Here is a 24,752-nt window from a genome sequence, read left to right on the forward strand (position 1 = left end):
ATTCACCCCGATGAGCTGGCGGATAGCAGCCGTCGGGCCTCCTTCAGGGCCTCCGGCTCCCCGATCAGGACCGCCAGATCTCCGGGTTGAAGGATCAAGCGGCCATCCGGGATCAGGGAGAGGGACTTCCGCCGGACCACCGCGATCCGGCATCCGGATGGCCAGGAGATTTCTCCCAGGGGCCGTCCGGCAGCGGGCGCGTCGGCTCCCACGGGGACTTCGAGGATCTCCACGCCGCTTAAGGCGTGCAATCGGATCTGGTCCAGGCGATGCTGCAGCAGGCGCTTCCGGGCCAGGGCCAGATCATACCCCCGCACCACTTCCTCCCGCCGCACGATCCCGATCACCCGCTGAGGATCCTCCCGGCTCACCACAGGGACCTGCCCGATATCCCATGCGCTCATCCGCCGGACAGCCTCCGCCATGCTTTCATCGGGGAACACGGTAATCACAGGGCGCCTGGCGATCCGCCCCACTGGCTCCTCTGACTTCCCATCCATCAGAGCCATTTCCAGGTCTCGCAGCGTCACGATCCCCCATAGCCGTCCTTCCACAGTTTCCACGATGGCCGTTCGCCGACGATGGTGGGTGAGGGCCTCCAGTGCTGCCTCCACCCTCATCTCCGAGGGGATCCGAACGACGCTGGGGTTCATGACCTCTTCCACCCGGATCCCCTCCATGACATCCACATCGCGTCCCCGGGAGAGGCGAAGGCCCCGTCGGCGCAGGGCCTCCGTATACAGGCTGCCCGGCTGCAACTGCTCGCTCAGGACCGTGCTGAGGCCCACAGCGGCCATCAGGGGAAGGATGATCCGGTAATCCCGGGTCATCTCAAAGAGCAGCAAGGTGGCGGTGAACGGGGCGCGCACCGCTCCCGCCAGCACCGCCGCCATCGCGACCATTGCGTAGGCCGAGGGAGGAGCCACCCAGGCCGGGATCAGATCCTTAAGGAGCGCCCCATATCCGTAGCCCAGCATCGCCCCGACGAACAGGGCCGGGGCGAACACGCCGCCCACAAATCCGGCGGCCAGGGAGAACGGCGTCAGGATCATCTTGAGGAACATCAGCGCCAGGGCCAGCTCCGGGCGCCAGGGCTCCCCCTGCAACACGGCTTCGATGGTGGAATAGCCAACCCCCAGCGCCTGGGGCGCAACCAGCCCGATCAGGCCCAGGATCAACCCGGCCGCAGGCGTTCGGATCCAGTCCGGGAGGGAGAGGCGGCCCGCGGCCTCCCGCATTCCATACAGCAACCGGATGTAAACCGTAGAGATCAATCCGGCCGCCAGACCGAGGATCAGATACAGCGGAAGCTCCAGGGGATGACGGAACGCGTAAGCAGGCACCTCAAACGCCGGATGGGGTCCCAAGAACATCTGGGCGACCAGGGCGGCGGCCACTGCGGCCAGAACCAGGGCCGTGATCGGGGCGACAGCGAATTCCCCCAGCAGGATCTCCGTGGCGAAGAGAACCCCCGCGATCGGCGCGTTGAAAGCGGCGGCGATCCCTCCCGCTGCGCCAGCGGCCACCAGCAAGCGCATGGAATCCTCGGAAACCCGCAATCGCTGACCCAGAGCCGACCCCAGGTTCGCCCCGATCTGGACGCTGGGATCCTCCGGCCCAACGGAGGCTCCTGTGCCGATGGAGAGGATGGCCGCCAGGATCTTCCCGGGGATTTTCCAATAAGGAAGACGCCCGCCCGCGGTGGCGATGGCCAGGATCAGGCCGGCGACTCCGGGCATCTCCTCCCGCTCCCGGGATATGCGGAGGATGGCTACGACAGCAAGCCCGCCGAACATGGGGATAAGAACCCGGATCCATCCCCCGGATGGCCAGCGGTTGAGGAAGGTGAGGGTGTAGAGCCCCTGGGACAACCCCTCCACCGCGCGGCGGAAGAGGACCACGCCAACCCCCGCCCCGAGGCCGACAACGGAGGCCAGGATCATGGTGAAGGCATTCTCAGAGAGATGGATTCGGAGACGAGGCCAGCGAAGCCATCCCCTCATATTTCACGCCTTGGGGCTCTCCGCCTGGGATTCCGACCAGCCGACCTCCGCCCCGGGGCCCCCTCCGGCTTTCTGGAAACGGAGAACAAGCCGGTTCCGGATCAGGATGGCCAGCCCGGCCGCCAGGGCGATCAGGGAGAAGACCTGAGCCGCGGCGATATTCCCCAGTTTCCAGGCGTCCGGCCGCAGGGTCTCGATCCAGAGACGGCCCACCGGATACCAGACCAGATAAAGGGCGAAAAGATCTCCATCCCGAAGGCGATGCCCCAGCCGCCGGCTTACGTTGAACAGGATGAGGAACCCGATGGTGTTCCACAGCGACTCGTAGAGGAACACCGGATGGAAGCGCGTCTCCGGCGGCAGGGTCAGATGCTGAGGCAATCGACGCTCGAGGGGGATGGGAATCCCCCAGGGCAGCGTAGTGGGGGGGCCGTAGAGCTCCTGATTAAAGAAGTTCCCCCAGCGGCCGATGGCCTGGCCCACCAGGATCGAGGGGGCCACGATGTCCAGCCAGCGCCAGATCGCCAGCCGATGACGGTAGGCGTAAAGGAAGAATCCGATCAGCCCTCCGATGAGGGCCCCATAAATGGCCAGCCCCCCCTCCCAGATGTAAAGGATCTTGATCGGGTTCTCCCGGTAATAGGACCATCCGACGGCGCCCTCGGGGTTGGAGAACACATGGTAAAGGCGGGCGCCGATCAGCCCCAGGAGGAAGACGACCAGCAGGCCATCCCACACATGATCGGGATTCTCCCCACGCCGGCGGGCCTCCGCGGCGGCCAGCCATGCGCCGAGCAGGATCCCGATCATCAACAGGAGACCATAGGCCCGAATGGCGAAGTTGCCCACACAGAGGATCGCTCCCGTGGTTCCCGGCGGACAGAACATAGGGACCTCCCGGCATGCGTCGGATCGACTGCATCTCCCCCATTATAGCCTCATGGCCTCTCCGATCGCCGGGGAGCGCCATCCTCGTTTTCGAGCGCCGATCTCCTGCTGCTACCGGAGCCTTCGGGTGAAAGAGAGGCCAAAGGGATCGCCAGGGGCTGGCCGGAAGGGTTCGGGCTAAAATAGGCGTGAGACGGACGTTGTCCGATCGGAAATCGCCCTTTCAGATCCATCGGGAGGCATCCATGCTGCGCACCCGATGTCCTTATTGTGGCCGGCCCTTCTCCATCTCCCGGGAGGAGGCCGGGGCGATCCTGGCCCAGGCGCTGGCGGCAAACGCCCGCTACGGCACCCGCGAGTGCCCCTTCTGCCGCCGCGTGGTCAAGATCGGGCTGGCCGAGCTCCGCCGGGCCGCACCGGCTCCGGTCGAAGCCCCTGCCGGAGCGGAGGCCGGCCCGGAAGCCCCAGCCCCCTCCGCCGCCCCCTCACCCGCCCCGGCTCCCCAAGGGGAGACCGCGGAGGAACCTGAAGCTCTGGAACCGGTCACCCCCTCGACCGGGGAGACTCCATCCCTGGAGGGATCGATTGAACCCCTCAGCCGGCGGCGTGGAAAGCGGACGAAAGGGGAAAAAGCGGAGGCAAGCTCATCCGCGCCGAGGCGAGCCCGAGCCCATCGCGCTGGGGCTCCCCCCGAGGAGGAAAAACCCGAACCCCTTCAGCGCCCCAGGAACAGGAAAAGGAAGGCCGGGTGATACGCCCGGATCTTCCCCAAAGGAGGCGGAAAGAGAGCCTGCGTCGATGATCCCGATCCGAAGGAGGCGATCGAATGCATGAGATGCGAAGTCTTCTCCAGCATCCAGGGTGGAGCGAGGCCATGGCCCTGAAGGGCGACCAAGTGGAGGTGCGGGATCCCGCCTGGATCCGGCAGGAGGGGATCGACCTCCTGGTCCGCCAGGCCGTCTTCGGGAGCCCGGCGGAGAAAGCGGAGGCCCGCCGATGGATCTTCCGCATCGGCGAGGCCCTGGGGATCATGCCGGCATCCATCCATGAGCTTTACGCCGCGCGGGGTCGGGGCGAGATTCCCCCCACTTTCACCGTGCCCGCCATGAACCTGCGGGGGATGACCTATGAGATGGCCCGGGCCGCCTTCCGGGCCGCTCTCCGCCTGGATGCCGGCGCGATCATTTTCGAGATCGCCCGCAGTGAGATCCATTACACCGATCAACGGCCGGAGGAATACGCTGCCGTGATCGCCGCCGCAGCCATTAAGGAAGGGTTCCGCGGGCCGCTCTTCCTCCAGGGCGATCACTTCCAGATCTCCGCAAAGGCTTACGCCAAAGACCCCGAGCGGGAACTCCAGGCCGTGCGGGATCTCACCGCCGAGGCGGTTGCGGCCGGTTTCTTCAATATCGATATCGACACCTCCACCCTGGTGGATCTCTCGAAGCCCACGCTGGATGAACAGCAGCGGCTGAATTACACCCTTTGCGCCGAGCTGACCCGCTATATCCGCTCCATCGAACCGCCCGGTGTGACGATCTCGGTGGGTGGGGAGATCGGGGAAGTGGGCGGGAAAAACAGCACCGTGGAAGAGCTGCGGGCCTTCATGGACGGCTACCGCCGGCATCTGGGCGATGCGGTGGGGATCAGCAAGATCAGCGTGCAGACGGGCACCACCCACGGCGGGGTGGTGCTGCCGGACGGGCGGCTGGCCCAGGTGGCCATCGACTTCGAGGCGCTCCGGGCCCTTTCCCGAGCGGCGCGTCTGGAATACGGGCTGGCGGGCGCGGTGCAGCATGGGGCCAGCACCCTGCCGGAGGAGGCTTTCCACAAGTTCGTGGAATGCGAGGCCTGCGAAGTCCATCTGGCCACCGGCTTCCAGAACCTGGTCTTCGATCTGCTGCCCGCGGCCTTCCGGGAGGAGATCTACGCCTACCTGCGGGCGCACCATGCGGATGAGTGGAAGCCTGGGGAGACCGAGGAGCAGTTCTATTACAAGGCCCGCAAGCGGGCGTGGGGGCCGTTCAAGCAGGCGTTCTGGGAGCTGCCCGAGGAAGTCCGGGGTCCGATCCGCGAGGCCCTCGAAGCCCGTTTCGCGTTGCTTTTTGAGCGGCTGGCCGTGGCCGGCACGCGGGAGCTGGTCGCACAATGGGTGCGAGCCGTTCCCTTCCCCCGGGCCATGCCCGCAGCCCCGGAGCTTCGCCGTTCTCACGAAGAGGTGGAAGGCCTGGCGGATTAGCCGGGTTTCGGGGCGGCGGGGCGGATGGCTTTGCTGCCCACCCCGCCGCCCCCTTCTTTAGCGACCGGTTTAGCGACCGGCGCGGGCGGCCCACAGGCCGGCGCCGATGATCAGAGCCCCCCCGAGGAAATGGGAGAGCCCGAGCGGCTCCCCCAGCAGAAAGTGCCCCAGCAGCGCCCCATAGATCGGCAGGGTGTTGTAGAACATCATGGCACCGCCGGGTCCCAGACGGCGCACCCCCTCGTTCCAGGCGAGAAAGCCCAGCACCGTCGGAGCGACCCCGATATAGAGCACGGCCAGCGCGACCTCCGGGCGCCAGCGGAGCGGGAAGGAGAGCTGCTCCACCAGCGCGGCGGGGATTAAGAGCGGCAGGGCCAGGGCCATCGATAAGGCCGTGGTGGAGATCGCCGAGCGTCGGGCCATCACCTTCCGCCCCAGCACCGAGTAGATCCCCCACAGCGTGAGCGCCATCAGCACCAGCAGATCCCCGAGATTGCCGTGGAAGGTTTCCCAGAACGTCCCTTCGCCGTTGGAGATCACCACGATCACCCCGAGAAGCCCCAGGAGGGCAGCCGTCAGCTGGCGGGGCGTCAGGGGTTCCCGGATGAGGAGGGCAGCGAGAAGGCCGGTGATCAGCGGGCCCAGGCCGTTGATCAGGGTGGCGTTCACCGCGGTGGTGTAACGCAGGCCCCAGTAGAGCGTGGGGGCGAAAAGCGCCACGCCGGTCAGGGCCATCGCGAGAAGAAGGGGGGCATCCGCGCCCGGGCGTCGGTCCTCCAGCGGGCGGGACCGGAGCAGCCATGCAAAGCAAAACGTGGCGATGAGGAATCGGAGGGCCGATAACGTCAGCGGGCCGATGCTATCGCGCAGCCATCGCCCCAGGGTCATATTCGTAGCCCAGGTGAAGGTGGCCAGGTTGACCAGGAGCATGCCGATCCCGATCGATTCCCCAGCGCCCAGCGCCCCCCGCTTCCGGGAGATCCCTGCCTTCGCTGGCTCCATCCCCGCCTCCTCTGGAGAAGAGCGGAGCTCCCGCGTGGGGAGCAATCCGCCTTGATGCCCCTGCTGCGAAAAACCCAGCCGCTCAGAGAGAATCGGCGGAGCGGTTCAGACCCTCTCCGAAACCGCGGGCAGGGTGAACACGAAGCAGGCGCCCCGCCCAGGCTCGCTGAAGGCCTGAATGCGGCCCCCATGGGCCTCCACCGCGTGGCGGGCGATGGCCAGCCCAAGGCCGCTGCCGCCCCCTCCCCGATGGCGATCCCGGCGATAGAAGCGCTCGAAGATCCGGGGGAGATCCTCCGGCGGGATCCCGGGCCCGGTATCCGACACCTCAATCGCCACCCATTCCCCCTCCGACCAGGCCCGCACCCGCACCTCACCCCCAGGGGGCGTGAACCGGATGGCATTGTCTATGAGATTCCCCAGCGCCCGTCCCGCCCATTCCGGATCCGCCCACACCCGGAGGCCTTCCGGAAGGTCCTGTTGAACCGTTAAGCCCTTGGCCTGCCACAGAGGAGCGAACCGCTCGATCCAGCTCTGCACCCAGGGGCGGATCTCCAGGGCTTCATACGCCAGGGGCCATTCCCCGGCCTCCAGACGGGCCAGATCCAGCAACGTGTTGACCAGCCGGATCAGCCGGTCCAGCTCACCGGTCAGGCGCTCCCAGGAGGCCGGAAGAGGATCCGCCGGCTTCAGCTCGTCCAGCAACAGACGGATCGTGGCGAGGGGCGTTCGCAGGTCGTGGGCGACATTGGCCGTGAGCTCCCGCCGTGCCCGTTCCGCTTCCCGCTGGCGCGTGATATCGATCAGCGCCAGCCCCCAGCCCCCGGACCACGCCCAGCTGGTGCCCAGCCACCAGCGATCCCTCCACCGGATCTCGGCGGTCCCCGTCGCGTTCAGGAGCGTCTCCAGTTCGGGGGAGGGGATCGCTTCCAGCAGGGCGCGGCCCGGCCGGGCGTTCAGCTGCTCCATCGCCGGATGGTTCGCCCACAGGATCCGCTGGTCCCGGTCGAGCAGAAGGAGCGCCTCCACCCCGCCCGGCTTCAACCCTTCCAGCCAGGACGCGATGCGATCGCACTCGGCGGCCAGCGCCCGTCGCGCCCGTTGCGCCTCCCGGACCGCCTCTTCCAGCTGGCGCTGCCGGCGATGGAGGACAAGCAAACCAGCCAGCGCTCCCAGCAGGAGAATCCCCAGGAGAAGTGGGATCCCGATCATCATCGCTGAGCCATTCGAAAAAGGATCGAGGAGGACAAGACGGGCGGTTCTGGCCGCCTGCCCATCCCCCCGCCGATCAACCTTCAAAGCGATAACCGATCCCTCGCACCGTGACGATCCGCCGGGGATGTGCGGGATCTTCCTCGATCTTCTCCCGAAGCCAGCGGATATGGGTGTCCACCGTTCGGGTATCCACCGGGTGTTCCACCCCCCAGACCCGTTCAAGCAGGAAGGCGCGGCTGAGGACGCGGCCGCGGTTCTGAATCAGGGCGGCCAGGAGGTCGAACTCCTTGAGGGTGAGGCGGAGCTCCTGGCCGCCCTTATAGGCCTTGCGGGCCAGCAGATCCAGAGTCAGATCCCCCGCGGTCAACGTCGTCGCCGGGCGACCCCGAACCCGACGGAGGAGGGCCCGGACGCGGGCGATCAGCTCCCCGACGTGGAAGGGCTTCACCACATAATCGTCGGCCCCCACCTCCAGCCCGATGATCCGATCCACCGGCCCGCTGCGAGCTGTGAGCATCAGGATGGGGACATCGCTTTCCCGGCGGAGGATCCGGCAGACCGAAAGGCCATCCAGCGTGGGCAGCATGAGGTCGAGAATGATCAGATCGGGCTGGAGCGCGCGGGCCAGCTCCAGCGCCTCCCCGCCATCCCCGGTGGCGATCACCTCAAAACCCTCCCGCCGAAGCTGATCCGCCAGGGTCTCCCGCAACGACGGATCGTCTTCCACCAGTAACAGACGCATGCTCGCCTCGCTCTCAGGCTCACACCGCTTCCGTTCCCGCCTCGGAGAGCGACGGGTTTCCCGCGGATATTGCGACCTTATCGGTCGGATGGTTCGCTTCGGAAGCCCCCTGCGTCAATCGAACCGGAAGCGCTCCTCGGCCAGCGCATACAGACGCCGCCAGACCAGACGGTTGAAAGCGACGACAGTCATGATCATCATCAGCGTGGCGGCCAGCAGCATGGGGTAGTCTCCACGCCCGGTCGCCTGGGCGATCAGCGCCCCCAGCCCCAGCGTGGCATGGGCCTGCCCGGCGAACTCCACGTACTCCGCCACGATCGTCGCGTTCCAGGCCCCTCCGCTGGCCGTGATTAAGCCGGTGACGAGATAGGGAAAAACGGCCGGCAGGATCAGCACCCGCCAGCGTTCCAGACCCCGAATCCCCAGGATCTCCGTGGTGAAGATCAGATCCCGCGGGATCGCCGAGGCGCCCGCAATGATATTGAAGAGGAGATACCACTGCGTCCCCATCAGCATAAGGGCAACCGCGGCCAGCTCCAGGCCCATCGGGAGGCGGAGCAGGAAGAGCAGGATCACCGGGAAGAGGGCGGTCGCCGGAATGGAGGCGACCACCTGGATGAGCGGTTGAACCCGTGCCGCCAGCGACCGATTCATCCCAATGGCCACCCCCAGAGGAACGGTCCAGGCCAGGGCGATCAGCTGAGCGAGGAGGACACGAGCCATAGAGGAAAGGGTGGCAAGCCCGAGCAGAGGCAGGCTGGACAGCGGAAGGGCGCTCAGGAGACGGAGGGCCGCATGGACCCCATAGGCGAATCCGAGGCCGGCGATGGCTACCAGCGGGAGCAGGAAAACCCAGGCCGGGATCGGGTTCAGCGCCGGACGGGCCACAAGCCGCGCGCTCCAGCCTCCCAGCACGGCATCCACCCGTTCCAGCAAAGGGTTCCAGATCCGCTCGATGAACCATTCGGACACGGTGGCCCGCTGCCACAGGTCGTAAAGCCATGAGGAAGCGGCCTCGTCGCTCTCCACCATTTCCAGCCGGAATTTATCCGCCCACGCCAGCAAGGGGCGCCAGAGCAACTGATCCATCCCCACAATGATCCCCACCAGGGTCACCAGCCCCCAGGCCAGGGCTTGCAGATCCCCCTGCTCCGCGGCGAATTGAAGATAGGTCCCCAAACCGATCAATCGGAAGTCCCGGGCGCCCACGGTGAAGGTCTCAGCCGCCATCAGGAAGAACCAGCCCCCGGCCCAGCTCATCATGCTGTTCCAGATCAAAGCAATGGCCGCATGGGGAAGCTCCAGGTGCCGGAAACGCAGCCAGGGGTTCAGCCGGAAGATCTGGGCGGCCTCCCGGAGATCGGTCGGGATGGTGATCATGGACTGATAGAAGCTGAAGGTCAGGTTCCAGACCTGGCTGGTGAAAATCAGGATGATGGAAGCCAGCTCGACGGCGACATCCTCGGGCAGGATCGCGGTGAGGGAGAGGGCGACCACCGGCAGGAACGAGAGAATGGGGACGGATTGCAGGACATCCAGCACCGGGAGGATCACGGCCCCTGCCCAGCGCTGGGTGGCCGCCACATATCCCACGGTGAGCGAAAACAGGAGGGACAGCGCGTAGGCGGCCGCCATGCGCAAAAGCGAGCGAACGGCATAGTAGGGAAGGGCCTCCGGGGACAACCGGATCACAGGCCCGGAGATGGCAGCCGGGGCTCGAACGGCCAGGGTCATCCCCAGCACCAGCACAGCCATCAGCAGCAATAGAATCCCGATGTCCGCCCCGCTCAGGGCGACACGGATCGGGATGAAGGCCCCGAAGAAGCGCCGCATCGGTCATGCTCCCCGCCATGAATGATCGAGAGCCTGAAGGTCAAGGCGAGGCCCCTTCCGCCTCGGGATCTCCCCTCCCCTGGAGCCCCATGGGCCTGTGACCCCTATTCAGACCCACCTTCGGGGCCCGCCGAGCTCGGTAAAGCCCGAATATCATTTTAGCGCAGGGAAGCCTTTCCCGGCGGCTCCATCGCCGGGTCATGAGCGTTCCACCGATCGCGCCTTCAGGGGAGGCGGACCGCCTTCACCCCCCGTTCCAGCGCAGAACCTGCCGGGATCGCAAGCCGGGGAGAGTTTGCCTTCCGCCCTTCCGCTCCCTATAATCAAACCGCTTTGCCCGGAACCATTTTTGAGGATGAGCGGCCAATGCGGAACCGAAACCTCTGGCTGGTCATCATCGGCCTTCTGGCAATTTTCGCCCTCTGGGTGGATTTCTCGGAAACCCAGATCGCCATCGATTTTCTGGGCATCCGCCGGGAGATCCGCACCGTGCTCGGGCTGGATCTTCAGGGAGGGATCCAGATCCTCCTGGAGGCGGATGTCCCGCCCAATCAGCCGGTGGATCGGGGGAACCTGGAGGATACCCGGCGCATTATTGAGAACCGCGTCAATGCCCTGGGGGTGAGCGAGCCGGTGGTGCAGATCGCTGGGAACCGACGGATTGTGGTGGAGCTCCCCGGGGTCACGAACCTGGAGCAGGCGGTGAACACGATCAAGCAGACCGGCCTGCTCGAATTCGTGGACGCCGGGGCTGCCCCGATCCCGGAGGGCACGGTCATCCGCACCACCCTGGACGTCTCCACGACGGAGACCGTTCCCCTCACGGGGACGCCGACGCTGACCCCCACCCCGGCGCTGACGGAAACCGCGCCGCTCACCGGGACCACCCCGGTCAGCCCGACCGAGCGGGTGTATCCGACGGTCATGACAGGCCGGAATCTGCGCAACGCCCGACCCCAGCTGGATCCATTCCGCCAGCCGGAGGTGGCTTTCACCCTGGATGCCGAAGGCACCCGGCTCTTCGCGGAATACACATCCCGGAATGTGGGGCGCTATCTTTGCATCGTGCTCGACAAGAAGGTGATCTCCTGCCCGGTGATCCAGGAGCCGATCACGCAGGGGCAGGGGGTGATCCGCATGGGCTCGGGGAGCACCCTGGCGGATGCGGAGGCCCTGGCGGTGACCCTGCGCTATGGCGCCCTGCCGGTGCCGTTAAAGATCGTGGACACCCGGAACATCGGGCCGACCCTGGGCCGGGAATCGATCCACCGCAGCCTGATCGCCGGGATCGTGGGGTTCGCCACCGTCGCCCTCTTCATGGTCCTTTACTATCGGGTGCCGGGGATCCTGGCCGTTCTCGCCCTCAGCCTTTACACCGCCCTGGTGTTTGCGATCTTCAAGCTGCTCCCGGTGACCTTAACTCTACCCGGGATCGCCGGGTTTGTGCTCTCCATCGGGATGGCGGTGGATGCCAACATCCTGATCTTCGAGCGATTGAAGGAGGAGCTCCGCGCTGGCCGTGCCCTCGCCATGGCCATCGATTATGGCTTCGAGCGCGCCTGGCCTTCGATCCGGGATTCCAACATCTCCACCTTGATCACCTGCGCCATCCTGTATGTGTTCGGCCTGAACTTCGGGGCGAGCATGGTGCGGGGATTCGCCCTCACCCTGGCGATCGGGGTGGCCGCCAGCCTGTTCACCGGCATCTGGGTCACGCGGGCCTTTCTACACGTCTTGCTGGATCGTCTCAGCGCCCAGGCCCATGGGCGCTGGTTCGGGATCTGAAAAGCGCACTTCACCTTTGTGCTTTCCGTGAGGGGAAAAGATTCCGGGAGGCAGGGGATGATCGACATCATCGGCAAGCGCTACTGGTATTTCGCCCTTTCGCTTCTGGTGATCATTCCGGGCCTGATCTCCCTGGCCCTTTACGGGTTACCGCTGGCCATCGATTACACCGGCGGCTCGCTGATGGAGATCCGGCTCCCGCCGGGCGTGGCCGCCTCCAGCGAGGAGGTCATCGGGGTGGTCGGGCAGATCACCGGGTTTAACGTTGCTGATATCCGGGTCCAGCCATCCCTCCAGGGCACCCTGATCATCCGCACCCGGGAAATCGACGCGCCGACCAAGACCCGCCTGGAGGAGGCCCTGCGCTCCCGTTATGGGGAGATCGTCATGGAGCGTTTCGAATCGGTGGGGCCCACGGTGGGCGCTGAGGTGACCCGGGGCGCCCTGGTGGCGGTGGCCATGGCCTCCCTGGCCATCATGCTCTATCTCACCTTCGCCTTCCGCCAGATCCCCCACGCCTTCCGCTACGGCGTCGCGGCCGTCCTGGCCCTGCTGCACGATGTGGCCGTGGTGGTGGGGACCGCCTCGATCTTCGGCAAGGTCTTCGGCTGGGAGGTGGACGCCCTCTTCCTCACCGCCGTGCTGACGGTGATCGGGTTCTCGGTCCACGACTCCATTGTGGTGTTCGACCGCATCCGCGAGAACCTCATCCGCTACCGCGGCGAACCCTATGAGCGGATCGTCAACCACAGCATCCTGCAAACCCTGGATCGATCGATCAACACCCAGCTCACATTGATCTTCACCCTGGTCGCCCTGCTCCTCTTCGGGGGGACGACCATCCGCCAGTTCATCGCCACGCTGCTGATCGGGATGATCAGCGGAACCTATTCCTCCATCTTCAACGCGGCGCCCATCCTGGTGGTCTGGGAGAAACGGGAGTGGCGGACCTGGTTCCGCCGTCCGGCGGAGCAGCCCGTCCATTGAAGGGCAAAGCCACTGACCTTCCACGATCTCTCAACGGGTGAGCCCCTGGAGAAAATCGGCGGCGGCTTCGGGTCGCCGCCGATTTTCTCATTCGCCCCCTTCCAGAAAGCACCGCAATCCCTCCACAATCCCTTCCACCACGCGCTCCCGCCCCCGGGTGAGAAGCTCCCGATCCAGGTAAAGGAAACCGGTCTCGATAATCGCCGCGGGGGTCTCCGGCGCGATCTCCCGGAACGCGTGGTAGTCCGTCATATCGTAGGTGATGCTGTCCGCATGGAAACGCAACCCGGTGCTCCGACCGTAAGCGGAGACCAGACAGGCCACCAGGCGATCGCTCTGCTCCGGCACCATATCGGCCTGGGCCCGCGCGACTTTGAAGCCGGTCGCCAGCTCATTGATGTATTCACAGGAATCGGCATGGATCGAGAGCAGAGCGGCCGCGCGGTATCCATGAAGTCGCGCGTCGAACTCTTCCAGGATATCCACCGTGTATCCCAGCGCCTCCAGACGACGGGCCACCTCCCGGGCGATCGCGGTGTTCACCTCCACCTCCGTGAGCCCGTCCGCGCAAACCGCCCCGCTATCGTGCCCCAGATGCCCGGCGACCAGGCCCACCCGGGGCGACCGGGAGGGAGACAACGGCTGAGCCGTGATATACACCGGATGGCCCGATAGAGCCGCAGAAATCCTCCGGTAGCTTTCCCGTCCACCGAGAAACGCCGCGATCAGCAGCTCGGGAAACAGCAACAGGATGAGAGTTCGCAAAGGCAACCTCTGGGGCCCTCGAACCCTGTCGGTTGAGCGAGGATACGCCATCGGTGATCGGGCCCGTTTTCGAAGCTCCTTTGTGGAACGCGATCCAGTGGCCATCGCTTCACCCATCCGAATCCATGGCGGATCCACTCAAGGGCAAGACGGGATCGCCGGGCTCAGGATATATACAGGGATCAAAGCCGGAGCCCAGCGGCGTGCATCCTGACCGATGTCAGCGACGACGCTGGGTGATCAGGGAAAGCAGCACCAGCGTCATGGAGGCCCCGAAAAGCAAAGAGGAAATGGCATTGAGCTCCGGCGTGATCCCCAGCCGGACCTTGGAATACAGCAACACAGGAAGCGTAGTGGATCGTGGGCCGGTGACGAAGAATGTGATCACGAAATCGTCGATGGAAAGGGTGAAGGCCATCAGAGCGCCGCCCAGGATCCCCGGCATCAGCAGCGGAAGCGTGATCCGCCGGAAGGTTTCCCATTCGTTGGCCCCCAGATCCTGAGCGGCCTCCTCCAGGGTGCGGTCATAGGTCGCCAGCCGGGCGCGGACGATGACGTAAACGAAAGGCACACAGAAAGCCACGTGGGCGATCAGAATCGTCCACACGCTCAGGGGCGTCTGCGTCAGGACAAAGAACAGCAACAGCCCCACCCCCATCACAATCTCCGGGATGATGATGGGGAGGTAAAGCAGGCCCTCGAGGACCACCCGCCCGAAGAACCGGTAGCGATCCAGCCCCAGAGCCAGCATGGTCCCCAGGACGGTGGAGATCACTGCAGCCAGGAAGGCGATGGACAGGCTCCGCTGCACTGCATCCAGGACCAGATCGTCCTGTAAAACCCGCTGATACCACGCCGTGGAAAAACCCTTCCACACCGTTGCGATGGGCGAGGCGTTGAAAGAGAACGCGATCAAAATGAAGATCGGAACATACAGGAAGAGGAAAGTCAGGCCGATCATCGCGGCGCGCCACTCCGCGGCGAAGCGGAAGGCGGGAACGGGCCAGGGCTCTACCCGCAGGAAGCGGCGCAACCCATGCTCCCGATGGATATCTAGAAGAACCAGCCCGAGGAAAATCAGGGTCAGCGAGCCCCAGGTCAGGAGATGCCGCAGGATCCTCCCGGTCCGCCCCGGACGACGCCAGAGCCAGCCGGCGATGAGCAGCGCCCCGTAACATGCCAGAAGGCCGCTGGCCAGCCGGGGCCAGCCCGGCCCCTCCGGGCCTGTCCATCGACGGGCGATCTCCAGCAGGTCCCCCAGGACGCCCAGGCCGGTTAACCATGGGATCGCCGTCGCCAGGGCACCCCCCAGATGCAGGGCGATCAGCCCGCCGACCGTCCACTCCAGCCCTTCCACCCCATACAGCACCAGAGGGGGCAGGGCGCGGATCGCGGCCCGCTCAGATCGGGTGACGACCGGGACGCTCATAGCGCGCGCTCCCCTCCGCCGACGCGGAGATAGATCATGGTGGCGGCCAGCACCATCGCCATCAGGATCAGCGAGAGGGCGGAGCCGAAGGGCCAGTGGCGGACGGTGAGGAATTGATACTGGATGACGTTGCCGATCATGATCGTCTTCGCCCCGCCCAGCAGATCGGGGGTGATAAAGGCGCCCACTGAGGGAATGAACACCAGCGTCGATCCCGCGAGAACACCCGGTAGCGTGAGGGGCCAGATCACCCGCCGGAAGGCATGCCATTCGTTCGCCCCCAGATCATGGGCCGCTTCCACCAGAGAGAAATCGAAGCGCTCCAGCGTCGCATAAAGCGGAAGGATCATAAAAGGCAGCTCGCCATACACCAGGCCCAGGATGACCGCGTTCTGGGTGAAGAGCAGCGAGAGGGGCTCCTGAACCAGACCGAGGGCCATCAGAAGGCCGTTGATCGGGCCGTCCGAGCGCAGCACAAACATCAGCGCCAGGGTGCGAACCAGGAAATTGGTCCAGAAGGGGATCATCGTGAGGATCAGGAGCGCGTTGCGCCATCGCGCCGGGGCGCGCGCCATCGCATAGGCGACCGGATATCCGATGAGAAGACACAGCACCGTGGTCACCAGCGCGATCCACAGAGAGATCAGGATGATCTGCATATACAGGGGATCCAGAGCGCGCTGATAGTTCTCCAGAACGAACACCCACCGGATCCCCCCATAAGGCCCCCGCTTCAGGAAGCTGATCACCGCGATGATGCCCACCGCGAAGGCAAAAAAGGTCAGCAGATAAAAAGCGCCCGGGAGGATCAGCAGCATGGGAAGCCGGGCCCGGGGGATGGCCGCGATCCCCAGCGCCATCGCCGTGAGGCAGAGGCCCAGGCCAGGGGCCAGGCCCAGGGCGAACATCAGCCCCAGGCCCAGGACAAACCCAAGGGCCGCCCGGACCAGGACCAGGGTGGGGATCACCGGAAGCCCGAGGATCCACGTGGCGGCGAGGATCGCATCCAGGAGCCCCATCCCGCCCAGGAGGATCCGCCAGGGCGGTTCGGCGGTTCTGCCGGCCATCAGCAGGGCCAGAAGGCCGCTGAGCACCAGGGCCCCGAATACTTCCAGAGAGCGTCCCTTCCGGCTCATGAGACCCATCCCGAACACGGATCCCCCCTATTCGATGAGAACGCGCGCGCTTTCCGGCATCCACGCCGCCCAGATGGCCGTTCCGGGACGATAGCGATGGATGGCGGCGCTGCCATCCTGATTCTGCATGCGCACCCGCAGCCCGATCCGCTCGCCCACCCGAACCCGAAAGAGCGTGTCCGTTCCAATGTAAATGACCTCCTCGATCATCCCCGGATAGCGATTCGGGGTGTCCCCGGGCTCCTCCGCGCACAGACGGATCCGCTCCGGCCGGATGGCCACGGTGACCCTCTGACCTCGATGAATCCCCTCCGACGGCGCGGCGAAGATCGGGAATCCTTCGACCTCCACCCGGGCCATCCCCTGCTCCAGATCCACCACCCGCCCCTCCAGGAAGTTCGTCTCACCAATGAAGTCCGCCACGAACCGGGTTGCCGGATGCTCGTAAATCTCCACAGGAGTTCCGACCTGGAGGACGCGCCCCTGGTTCATCACCGCGATGCGATCGGACATGGTCATCGCCTCCTCCTGATCGTGCGTGACATAGATGAAGGTGATGCCCACCTGATGCTGAAGCGCTTTTAGTTCCAGCTGCATCTCCTTGCGGAGCTTCAGATCCAGAGCGCCCAGGGGCTCGTCGAGCAACAGCACAGCCGGGCGGTTGACCAGGGCGCGGGCCAGGGCCACCCGCTGCTGCTGGCCACCGGAGAGCTGGCGGGGGTAGCGGTTCTCCAGCCCGGTGAGGCGCACCAGGCGCAGGGCCTCTTCCACCCGCCGGCGGATCTCATCCCGGGGGAGGCGCTTCATCTCGAGGCCGAAGGCCACGTTTTCGAAGACCGTCATATGGGGGAAAAGGGCGTAGTGCTGGAACACCGTGTTCACCGGCCGATGGAAGGGGGGCACATCGTTCATCCGCTCGCCTTTGATGTAGATCTCCCCCTCCGTGGGGCGTTCGAAGCCCGCGATCATCCGAAGCGTGGTGGTCTTCCCGCAGCCCGAGGGGCCCAGCAGGGAGAAAAACTCCCCATCCTGGATCTGAAGGCTGACCTGGTGAACGGCCTCGACCTCGCCGAAATGCTTGCTGACCTTCCGCAGCTCAACCGCAAACACCATCCCCTGCCCCTCCGGAACAGAATGACGCTGGCCCTGTAAGGGCGCAGATCACAGCCCTTCCGGCCGGGCACCCAAAGTCGCCACGTGCGGCAGGCCGTCCCGCCGGCGGGCGGCCAGAAGGGCCAGCCCTTCGTAAACCACGTTGGCGGCCAGCAACGCGGTGATCCCGCCGGGATCGTAAGCGGGCAGCACCTCCACCACATCCATTCCTACCAGGGGAAGGCCCACCAGCCCCCGGAGCAGAAAAAGCCCCTCCCACGATGTAAACCCCCCCACCTCCGGCGTGCCCGTTCCAGGCGCATAGGCCGGGTCGAAGAAATCGATGTCGAACGAGAGGAAGGCCGGATGATCGCCGACGCGCTGGAGGATCCGACGGGAGGCGCTCTCCAGACCGATCGCCCGCACCTCGGCCGCAGACATGACCTCCAGCCCCAGGCGCCGCGCGGCCTCCCAATCCTCCGGACCATACACCGGCCCTCGCAGTCCAACCTGGATGGAACGCTCCGGGAGGATCAACCCCTCCTCGATCGCTCGTCGGACCACCGTGCCATGGGTATAACGATGCCCGAAATAGGCGTCCCATGTGTCGGGGTGGCTATCGAACTGGACGAGGGCGACCGGCCCATAGGCGGCCGCCACCGCCCGCAATTCCCCCAGGAGCACCGAGTGATCTCCCCCCAGGCCGATGGGGATCACGCCCGCCAGCGTCAGCCGGGACAGAAAGTCCGCAATCCGCCGAAGGGAGTCTTCGATGAAACCTGGGGCAACCGGCGCATCCCCATAATCCACGATGGAAAGATGCTCGAAGAGGTGGACGCGGAGAACGGGATGATAGGGGCGGAGCAGAACGGAGGCGCTGCGGATCGCTTCGGGGCCGAAGCGGGCCCCTACCCGGAACGTGGCCCCTGTATCGAAGGGGAGCCCGACGATCGCCACATCCACGCCTTCCGTGGTCTGGACATGGGGCAATCGCATGAAGGTGCGGATGCCCGCGAAGCGGGGGAACTCCAGGGCATCCGGCGGCCGATAGCGATCCATTCCACCCTCCGTAACCGGGATATGCGGACAGCCGGGCTTCGATCCAGGAGGCGGGATGCCCGCTCTCCATGGCCCTCAGGACTGCGAGAATGCCGGACCATCCCATCCCCCGGATTCCGATTCCATCATCCCGAGTCCGGATCTTACGGATGTTCTCGCGCAGACGCCGGCACGGTGGAAGACGGGACAGGGACGCCCAGGGTGACACCACAATATGGGCACAGGCTCCACTCCAGGCGCAAGGGCCTCTGGCAGCGCGGGCAGGGTTGCTTCAAACGGGTGTGGCAATACGGGCAGACGACGAACTCCGCTTTCACCCGCCGGCCGCAACCCGGGCACTGCTCGATCTCCTCCAGGCTCTGCAGGATCAGCTCCTCCTCCAGCGCCCGTTCATACGCCTCCGCCAGGGTCTCCCGGGGACGCAGGATCAGATAAATCAGCAACCCGGGGATGTTCAGCACAGCCACCAGTAACGTCGCCAGGAACTGGGTGGGCAGATCCCGGGTCCGCGATCGAATATCCCGGAAGGTCCAGATCACCATGCTCAGCCAGAAGGCTGCGATGGTCGCGCCCAGGAACGCAACAGGCAACAGGATCAGATCGCTGAGATCCATGCGGTTCAGATCCTCTCTCAGGATGAGCCGTCCGGTTGCCAGAAATTATATCCGAATTCCCGGACCTCCACATCGAGCCGCCCGGATCATGGGAGCACCCGAATCGCCCCCAGCTCCACCGCCCGATGGGGTGGCCGCTCGCCGTTCGACTCGATGACCTCGGCGCGCCCCCCATCCGGCCGGTAGAGGCCGGCGCGCAGACTGTAGAGGCCGGGGGGCAGATCCACGGGGATCCGAAGAGGATGTGGATCCGCGAAGCGATCGCCGGGCTCCCACCATCCGGAGGGCAACTCCCCCAGAGCCGGAGGGCCATCATGCTGAGCCCGGGGCGGACGATCGGGATCCCCCAGATGCACGAAAACCCGCCAGTCCTCTCCAGAGGCCGCCTCCACCTCCCAGTAAAGGGTCACCGTAATGGTCTCCCCCGCCCGGGCCTCCGCCGGGCGATCCACCCCGATCACCCGGGCCGGCCCAACCCGCACATCCAGGGGCTCCACTGGAGAAAGATGCATCGTCCCGCGCAGCTTCCCGGCTTCCAGGATCACATACGGGATCGGTCGACCCTGGCCGTCCCACGCCGGGGCCACCCAGCCGGTCTTCGCATCGTAGAGGCCGACGTGCAGGCGGATCATGGTGGGGACCTCGTTTTGCGCGCCGATAGGGACCCAGTAAGGATCAGCGAACCGGAAGCCCGGACGACAATCGGTGGTGGAGAACAGGCCCCTCCCCGGATGGCGATCGACCTGCCGAACGTCGCGAACCCGCGGAGTGAGAACCGGGTGGAGGAAGACGCTCCAGGGCTGCTCGGTGGACTGCAGGCACTCCCAGAACAGGGTGAGCGTGAGGGAGCCACCGGGCCTCGCAGCCCCGGGGAGATAACCGAGCAGGCGCAGATGACGATTAAACGTCACCTCCACCTGGCGGGCTTCTGGGGGGAGATCCGCGATCGACATGGGGCCAGCATACGTGGGCAGGATGTAGCGCACCGGGGCGATCCACGCGATCGCCATCCAGATCACGGCAGGAGCCCAACGCCCGACGGTCCAACCTCGGGGAAGCCAGCGATCCACGATATGTTCCCAACCCACCCAGAGCATCCAGGCGATGGGGCCGATGGCCGGGAACATCAGCCGCCCCTGAGAGGCGGAGGTCATGGAGGTCCACCGCACCAATCCAGCGAAGACCAGGCCGGTGTAGCCGAGGGCACCGGCCCAGAGTGCCCGGGCTTCGGGGTCTGGCTTCCTCCACGCCTCGCCCATCGACAGCATCGCCCCGATGGCCGATAGCAACAGCCAGGCTTCGAGGAAGAGATACACCGGCGGATCCGCCAGGATGTTGAACCAGCCCCAGACCGCCCAGAAGGACCAGACGAAGCCCCGGGCCTCAGCGAGCAGCTGCACGGGAGAGACTGTGCGGCGGCCGAAGATCTCCAGCATCACGTTCAGGCCGGTGGGATCCCCATACAGCACCCAGTTGCGCAGGAACCACCACCCGGAGAGGGCGATGGCTATCCCATAGATCAGCCCTCCATATCGGAGCAGCTCGGGAAGGCGGAGCCGGCCTTTCCGGACGAGAACGAAGAGGACCCCTGCGGTGAAGGCCCAGAGGGCCAGGCCGCTCAGCTTGCTCAGCGCCGCCAGCCCCAGCAGGAGCCCGAGAAGGAGAGCGCGGGGGCTGCTCATTCCGTAGCGCCAGAGGCGGGCCAGCTGCCAGAGGGTCAATGCGGACAGGGCGTTGATGAGCGTGTCGTTATTGATAGCGCCCATGATGAAGGGGAACATCGGGTTCCAGGCGGTCAGTGCGGCGGCCCCCAGCGCCCACCGCGGCCGGCCTGGAGCCATTACTCGGACCGCGGCGTAGGCCGCCCCCACGGTGGTCGCTCCGAGGAGCAGGGAGAGAAGACGCCATATATGGAGCGTGCCCACAGCTCCACGCCAGGGGAATCGTTCCCATGAGCCGTGCAGGACCATGTTCTTGTTGTCAGGGAGCTCCGCGTTCCCCGGCGCGGCATGCCGGTTCTCCAGCCGCACCGCCTCCAGATCGCCCAGAGGCAGCTGGAGGAGGCGGGTCAGAGCGGCCAGCAGCGTGTAATAGAGCGGCGGCTGGCTGCCCTCCTGCCGCCACGGTGTCTCCTCGCCGGGCCGCTGCACTGGCAACCCGCCGCCCCGGGCCAGGTGCGCCGCCATCCCGACATGCCAGATCTCATCCGGCGTCTCAAACAGCGGTGTCACGATCTGGAAAAGAACCCCGATGATCAGGAAAGAGATCAGCAACCCGTAAACAGGCCGCATCGCTTCCGGCCTCCGCCGAAGTATGGGAAGTATGGCATGATCGGAGGCGCCCGCGTTTCATTGTTTATCACAGGCGAGAGCTGTATACGAAGGAAACCCTCCCGCCCCACCGCCTCTCCGGCGATCGGATTGGGGAAAGCGCCTCCCCCACCGATCCGCCAATGAGCCTCATGGGCCCCCTCCGGGCTCCATCATAGCAGGGCAGGGGGCTGGCTGCTGCCATGCTTCCGTGATAAAATGAGCGCGAGCCTGCGGGGAAAGCGACATGGCGTTCACGGTTCGGGACCTGGATGATCTGATCCGCCTCCTGGACAAGCATCCCCAGTGGCTGGAGACGTTGCGTCAGCGGCTGCTGACGGAGGTGAAGTTCCGGCTCCCCGCAGATCACGTGCGGGCATGGGCCAGCCGGGCAGGCCTGGAGGGGCCAGTGTGGACGATATCTACGGGCTGCGGGTGACGCGGGAGGCCGAGGAGGCCGCCGAGCAGGCCGAAATGGGGCTCCTGGGGCCCCGTGGAGAGCTCCGGGAGCCGGCGAAGATCCTCTGAGAACTGCACGGCTCCGAACGATCCGGCGGGGGTCGGGAGAGCCCTTCCCGACCCTCGTCTGGTTTCAGGCCCCTGGGGCATGGCACCATGGATCTCCCCTCGCTCTCCCACGAATCCCCTGGACGCAAGCCGGAGATCTCGTTAAGATGGAGACGCGAAGATCCATAGGTCCCGGAGGTTTCGTCATGTCATGGCTCCGTGCCCAATGGCCGCTGGTCCTGGCCGGGCTGGCGACCGGGTTCGGGCTGCTGGGCGGGCTGGTCTGGGGATTGCGGCCCCGCACCGAAGCGGAGACGGCTGTCCTGGCCCGCCGGGAGCTCCAGGAAGCGATCCGCCAGCTGGATCGATTCCTGGAAACCTACCCAGCCGCTCCCGGCGAGGCCCGGGGGGCATTGCAGCGGGCTCAGTCGGCCTTTGAGAAAGCCGCTGGCCATCTGGCCCTCGCCCGCCCGATGGACGTGCAACAGGGGGCAGCCGATTTCCAGCAGCTCCAGGCGCTAACGGCCGCCAGCGCCCCGCCGGAGACAATCCTCCCGATCGCCCGACAGCTCCGGGAGCGCCTGCAGTCCCTGGTGGAGGAATGAGCGGGGCCCATCCTCCCGCTTCCCTTCGCATCCGGGCATATCCTATTCCCAATTCTTATCATCACTCATCACGATGGAGGGATTTCGATGGCCGACCTCTCTCTGATCGCGGAGCTCGCCACGGAAGGCACGACGAAGATCGTGCTGCTGGTGATGGATGGCCTGGGCGGGATGCCCATCGAGCGGGGCGGGCCCACGGAGCTGGAGGCCGCCCGCACGCCGAACATGGACCGCCTGGCGGCGGAAGGCACGCTGGGATTGCATATCCCGGTGCGACCCGGGCTGGCCCCCGGCAGCGGCTACGCCCACCTCGCCCTCTTCGGCTATGATCCGCTGATCTACCCCGTGGGCCGGGGCGTGCTGGAGGCCCTCGGGATCGGCTTCCCCCTGGAGCCCCACGACGTCGCCGCCCGGGGCAACTTCGTCACCGTCGACGCCGAGGGCCGGATCGTCGACCGGCGGGCCGGACGCATCTCCACGGAGGTCAACGCCCGCCTGGTGGAGCGCCTGCGGTCCATCCGCCTCGAAGGCGTGGACGTCTTCGTCGAGCCCGTCAAGGAGCATCGCTTCGTCCTGGTCCTGCGGGGCGAGGGGCTTTCCCCGGCGCTCACCGAGACCGATCCGGGGAAAACCGGCGTGCCGCCCCTCCCGGTTCGCCCCCTCCAGCCCGAGGCGGAGCGCACCGCGACCCTGATCAACCAGTGGATCGCCCAGGCGCAGGCCCTGCTTGCCGACGCTCACCCCGCCAATATGGTCACCCTGCGCGGATTCGACCGTCCGCCGCGCCTTCCCGCGTTCCCCGAGGTATATAAGCTCCGGGCCGCCGCCATCGCCGCCTATCCGATGTATCGAGGGGTCGCCCGTCTCGTGGGGATGGACGTCCTGGAGGCCCACGGGGACAGCCCGGAGGCCCTCTTCCAGGAGGCCGTCGCCCACTGGGACCGCTTCGACTTCTTCTTCATCCACATCAAGCCCACCGACAGCCGGGGGGAAGACGGCGACTTCGCCGCCAAGGTCCGGGTCATCGAGGCCGTGGACGCCGCGCTCCCGATCCTGCTGGAGCGCGCGCCGGACGTCCTGGTGATCACGGGGGATCATTCCACGCCCGCCGCCCTGCGCACCCATACCTGGCACCCGGTGCCGGTGCTCCTGTGGGCACCGCGAACCGCCCGGCCCGACGGGGCTCCGGGCTTCGGGGAGCGGGCATGCCGGACCGGCGGGCTGGGGATCTTCATGGCCACGGATCTGATGCCGTTGATCCTGGCCCACGCGGGGCGCCTGAGCCGCCTGGGCGCGTAAAGCTCCCCTGGATCGAGCAGTTCCCAACCCGTGGGGGAGGATCCCCAATGCGCACCGGTGCCCCGCTCTCCTCCCGTCCGATCCGCCTGCTCCTCCCGATCCTGCTTGTCGCCTGCCGGTCGCTCCCGCCCATGGCGGAGCGACGCTTCGATGGCCGGGAAGCCTTCCGCCATGTGCAGGCCCAGCTGGCCATGGGCCCGCGCTACCCCGGCAGCCCGGGATGGGAGGCCGTCCAGCGCTACATCCGGGACCACGTGACCCGGGCGGGATGGACCTTTGAGGTCCAGCCCTTCACCGCCTCCGGGATCTCCGGCCGCAACCTGATCGCCCGGGCCGGGCGAGGGCCGGTGATCCTGGTGGGAGCGCATTACGACACCCGGCGCCGGGCGGATCGGGATCCCGAGCGGCCTCAGGATCCGGTCCCTGGGGCCAACGATGGGGCCAGCGGTGTCGCCGTGCTCCTGGAGCTGGCCCGCGTCCTGGATCGCCCGCGCCTGCGCCACGAGGTCTGGCTGGTCTTCTTCGACGCAGAGGATCAGGGAGAGCTGGATGGAACGCCGTGGATCCTCGGCTCCACCCACTTCGCCGCCACCATGGCGGTAACGCCCACGGCGATGATCCTGGTGGATATGGTGGGGGACGCCGATCCCCAGTTCTATTACGAGCGGAACTCGGATCCCGCGCTGCGGGAGCAGCTCTGGCGGATCGCGGCGGAGCTCGGATACGGGGCATGGTTCATCCCCGAGCCCCGCTGGGCGCTGATCGACGACCATCTTCCCTTCCTCCAGCGGGGCATCCCCGCCGTCGACATTGTCGATTTCGATTACCCGGCGTGGCACACCACCGCCGACACCCTGGACCGCATCTCCCCGGCCACTCTGGAGGCGGTCGGCCGGGTGATCGAGCGCTTCATCGAGCCCTGAGCGGGGAACCGGCGCCAGACCCCGGGCGGCCGGCCCTCCGAAGATCGGAACGCCCACCTGGATGGAGGCCAGCGGCCCTCGATCATGCCAGCATTCCGATGCGCTCGACCTCCGGCAGGCATCGTTCCCCCGCTCATCTCTCCCCTCCTGTGCCCATCCCCCTTGACCGCAGGCACCTGAAAGCCCAAAATGGGAGCTATCAGCAAATCAGAAAGGACCAACGGATGAGGGCGATCGGACTGTGGGCGCCGCCGGTCCTCCGGGCGGCGCTGTCGACCCGATTCCCTGAGCTGCATCCGCTCCCCACCCTTCAGGAGCTG

At 66.2% G+C, this 24,752-nt stretch carries 20 protein-coding genes; 7 read left to right on the top strand and 13 right to left on the bottom strand.

Features of this window, described 5'->3' with window-relative positions; genetic code table 11:
• Positions 1 to 2 precede the first annotated feature (2 nt).
• Positions 3 to 1,943 (bottom strand): chloride channel protein, encoded by a 1,941-nt coding sequence (locus tag VAE54_RS10105; RefSeq protein WP_322801837.1) that lies wholly within the window; start codon positions 1,941 to 1,943, stop codon positions 3 to 5.
• 63 nt (positions 1,944 to 2,006) lie between these two features.
• Positions 2,007 to 2,891 carry a prolipoprotein diacylglyceryl transferase gene (gene lgt, locus VAE54_RS10110; RefSeq protein WP_322801838.1) on the bottom strand — a complete coding sequence of 295 codons (885 nt, stop codon included), beginning with the start codon at positions 2,889 to 2,891 and terminating at the stop codon, positions 2,007 to 2,009.
• A gap of 826 nt (positions 2,892 to 3,717) precedes the next feature.
• On the opposite strand from lgt, the gene VAE54_RS10115 reads away from it, so the two are divergent.
• Entirely contained in the window at positions 3,718 to 5,130 is a 1,413-nt protein-coding gene (locus tag VAE54_RS10115; protein ID WP_322801839.1) for a class II fructose-bisphosphate aldolase, read from the top strand.
• Between the two features lie 69 nt (positions 5,131 to 5,199).
• On the opposite strand, the gene VAE54_RS10120 is transcribed toward VAE54_RS10115, so the two are convergent.
• The 4 genes from VAE54_RS10120 to VAE54_RS10135 form a co-directional block, all read right to left on the bottom strand.
• Complete coding sequence (locus VAE54_RS10120; protein ID WP_322801840.1) at positions 5,200 to 6,132, bottom strand: DMT family transporter; 933 nt, start codon at positions 6,130 to 6,132, stop codon at positions 5,200 to 5,202.
• 105 nt (positions 6,133 to 6,237) lie between these two features.
• A complete protein-coding gene (locus VAE54_RS10125; protein WP_322801841.1) occupies positions 6,238 to 7,347 on the bottom strand; it encodes a HAMP domain-containing sensor histidine kinase in 1,110 nt (369 codons plus the stop codon).
• Positions 7,348 to 7,420: 73 nt separating this feature from the next.
• Entirely contained in the window at positions 7,421 to 8,089 is a 669-nt protein-coding gene (locus VAE54_RS10130) for a response regulator transcription factor (protein WP_322801842.1), read from the bottom strand.
• 114 nt (positions 8,090 to 8,203) lie between these two features.
• Positions 8,204 to 9,922, bottom strand: coding sequence for an ABC transporter permease (locus tag VAE54_RS10135; protein WP_322801843.1), 1,719 nt, complete (start codon positions 9,920 to 9,922; stop codon positions 8,204 to 8,206).
• 366 nt (positions 9,923 to 10,288) lie between these two features.
• Between VAE54_RS10135 and secD the strand changes: the two genes are divergently transcribed.
• Together secD and secF are read left to right on the top strand one after the other, a co-directional pair.
• On the top strand, positions 10,289 to 11,707 hold the full coding sequence (gene secD, locus VAE54_RS10140) for a protein translocase subunit SecD (RefSeq protein ID WP_322801844.1): 1,419 nt from the start codon (positions 10,289 to 10,291) through the stop codon (positions 11,705 to 11,707).
• Between the two features lie 57 nt (positions 11,708 to 11,764).
• The gene (gene secF, locus VAE54_RS10145; RefSeq protein WP_322801845.1) at positions 11,765 to 12,694 is read left to right on the top strand and encodes a protein translocase subunit SecF; all 930 of its coding nucleotides are present in this window, start codon (positions 11,765 to 11,767) and stop codon (positions 12,692 to 12,694) included.
• A gap of 87 nt (positions 12,695 to 12,781) precedes the next feature.
• Here secF and VAE54_RS10150 read toward each other — a convergent pair whose 3' ends face one another.
• The 7 genes from VAE54_RS10150 to VAE54_RS10180 all read right to left on the bottom strand — a co-directional run bounded on the left by VAE54_RS10150 (position 12,782) and on the right by VAE54_RS10180 (position 21,080).
• The gene (locus tag VAE54_RS10150; RefSeq protein WP_322801846.1) at positions 12,782 to 13,459 is read right to left on the bottom strand and encodes an N-acetylmuramoyl-L-alanine amidase; all 678 of its coding nucleotides are present in this window, start codon (positions 13,457 to 13,459) and stop codon (positions 12,782 to 12,784) included.
• Between the two features lie 220 nt (positions 13,460 to 13,679).
• Positions 13,680 to 14,888 carry an ABC transporter permease gene (locus tag VAE54_RS10155; RefSeq protein ID WP_322801847.1) on the bottom strand — a complete coding sequence of 403 codons (1,209 nt, stop codon included), beginning with the start codon at positions 14,886 to 14,888 and terminating at the stop codon, positions 13,680 to 13,682.
• Complete coding sequence (locus VAE54_RS10160; RefSeq protein ID WP_322801848.1) at positions 14,885 to 16,024, bottom strand: ABC transporter permease; 1,140 nt, start codon at positions 16,022 to 16,024, stop codon at positions 14,885 to 14,887. Before VAE54_RS10160 ends, VAE54_RS10155 begins: the two co-directional genes overlap by 4 nt.
• 27 nt (positions 16,025 to 16,051) lie before the next feature.
• Positions 16,052 to 17,137 (bottom strand): ABC transporter ATP-binding protein, encoded by a 1,086-nt coding sequence (locus tag VAE54_RS10165; protein ID WP_322801849.1) that lies wholly within the window; start codon positions 17,135 to 17,137, stop codon positions 16,052 to 16,054.
• Positions 17,138 to 17,185: 48 nt separating this feature from the next.
• On the bottom strand, positions 17,186 to 18,175 hold the full coding sequence (speB, locus tag VAE54_RS10170) for an agmatinase (RefSeq protein WP_322801850.1): 990 nt from the start codon (positions 18,173 to 18,175) through the stop codon (positions 17,186 to 17,188).
• Positions 18,176 to 18,318: 143 nt separating this feature from the next.
• Positions 18,319 to 18,789, bottom strand: a complete 471-nt coding sequence (locus tag VAE54_RS10175) for a zinc ribbon domain-containing protein (RefSeq protein ID WP_322801851.1) — start codon at positions 18,787 to 18,789, stop codon at positions 18,319 to 18,321.
• 86 nt (positions 18,790 to 18,875) lie between these two features.
• Complete coding sequence (locus VAE54_RS10180) at positions 18,876 to 21,080, bottom strand: hypothetical protein (protein WP_322801852.1); 2,205 nt, start codon at positions 21,078 to 21,080, stop codon at positions 18,876 to 18,878.
• A gap of 265 nt (positions 21,081 to 21,345) precedes the next feature.
• Between VAE54_RS10180 and VAE54_RS10185 the strand changes: the two genes are divergently transcribed.
• The 4 genes from VAE54_RS10185 (at position 21,346) to VAE54_RS10200 (ending at position 24,432) form a co-directional block, all read left to right on the top strand.
• Entirely contained in the window at positions 21,346 to 21,537 is a 192-nt protein-coding gene (locus tag VAE54_RS10185) for a hypothetical protein (RefSeq protein WP_322801853.1), read from the top strand.
• 274 nt (positions 21,538 to 21,811) lie between these two features.
• Positions 21,812 to 22,210 carry a hypothetical protein gene (locus tag VAE54_RS10190; RefSeq protein ID WP_322801854.1) on the top strand — a complete coding sequence of 133 codons (399 nt, stop codon included), beginning with the start codon at positions 21,812 to 21,814 and terminating at the stop codon, positions 22,208 to 22,210.
• An 87-nt stretch (positions 22,211 to 22,297) separates the two neighbouring features.
• Positions 22,298 to 23,509: a 2,3-bisphosphoglycerate-independent phosphoglycerate mutase gene (locus tag VAE54_RS10195; protein ID WP_322801855.1), complete on the top strand. Its 1,212-nt coding sequence runs from the start codon at positions 22,298 to 22,300 to the stop codon at positions 23,507 to 23,509.
• A gap of 47 nt (positions 23,510 to 23,556) precedes the next feature.
• Positions 23,557 to 24,432, top strand: a complete 876-nt coding sequence (locus VAE54_RS10200; protein WP_322801856.1) for a M28 family peptidase — start codon at positions 23,557 to 23,559, stop codon at positions 24,430 to 24,432.
• Positions 24,433 to 24,752 lie beyond the last annotated feature (320 nt).

Source organism: Thermoflexus sp. (assembly GCF_034432235.1).
In the GTDB taxonomy this organism is placed as follows: Bacteria; Chloroflexota; Anaerolineae; order Thermoflexales; family Thermoflexaceae; genus Thermoflexus.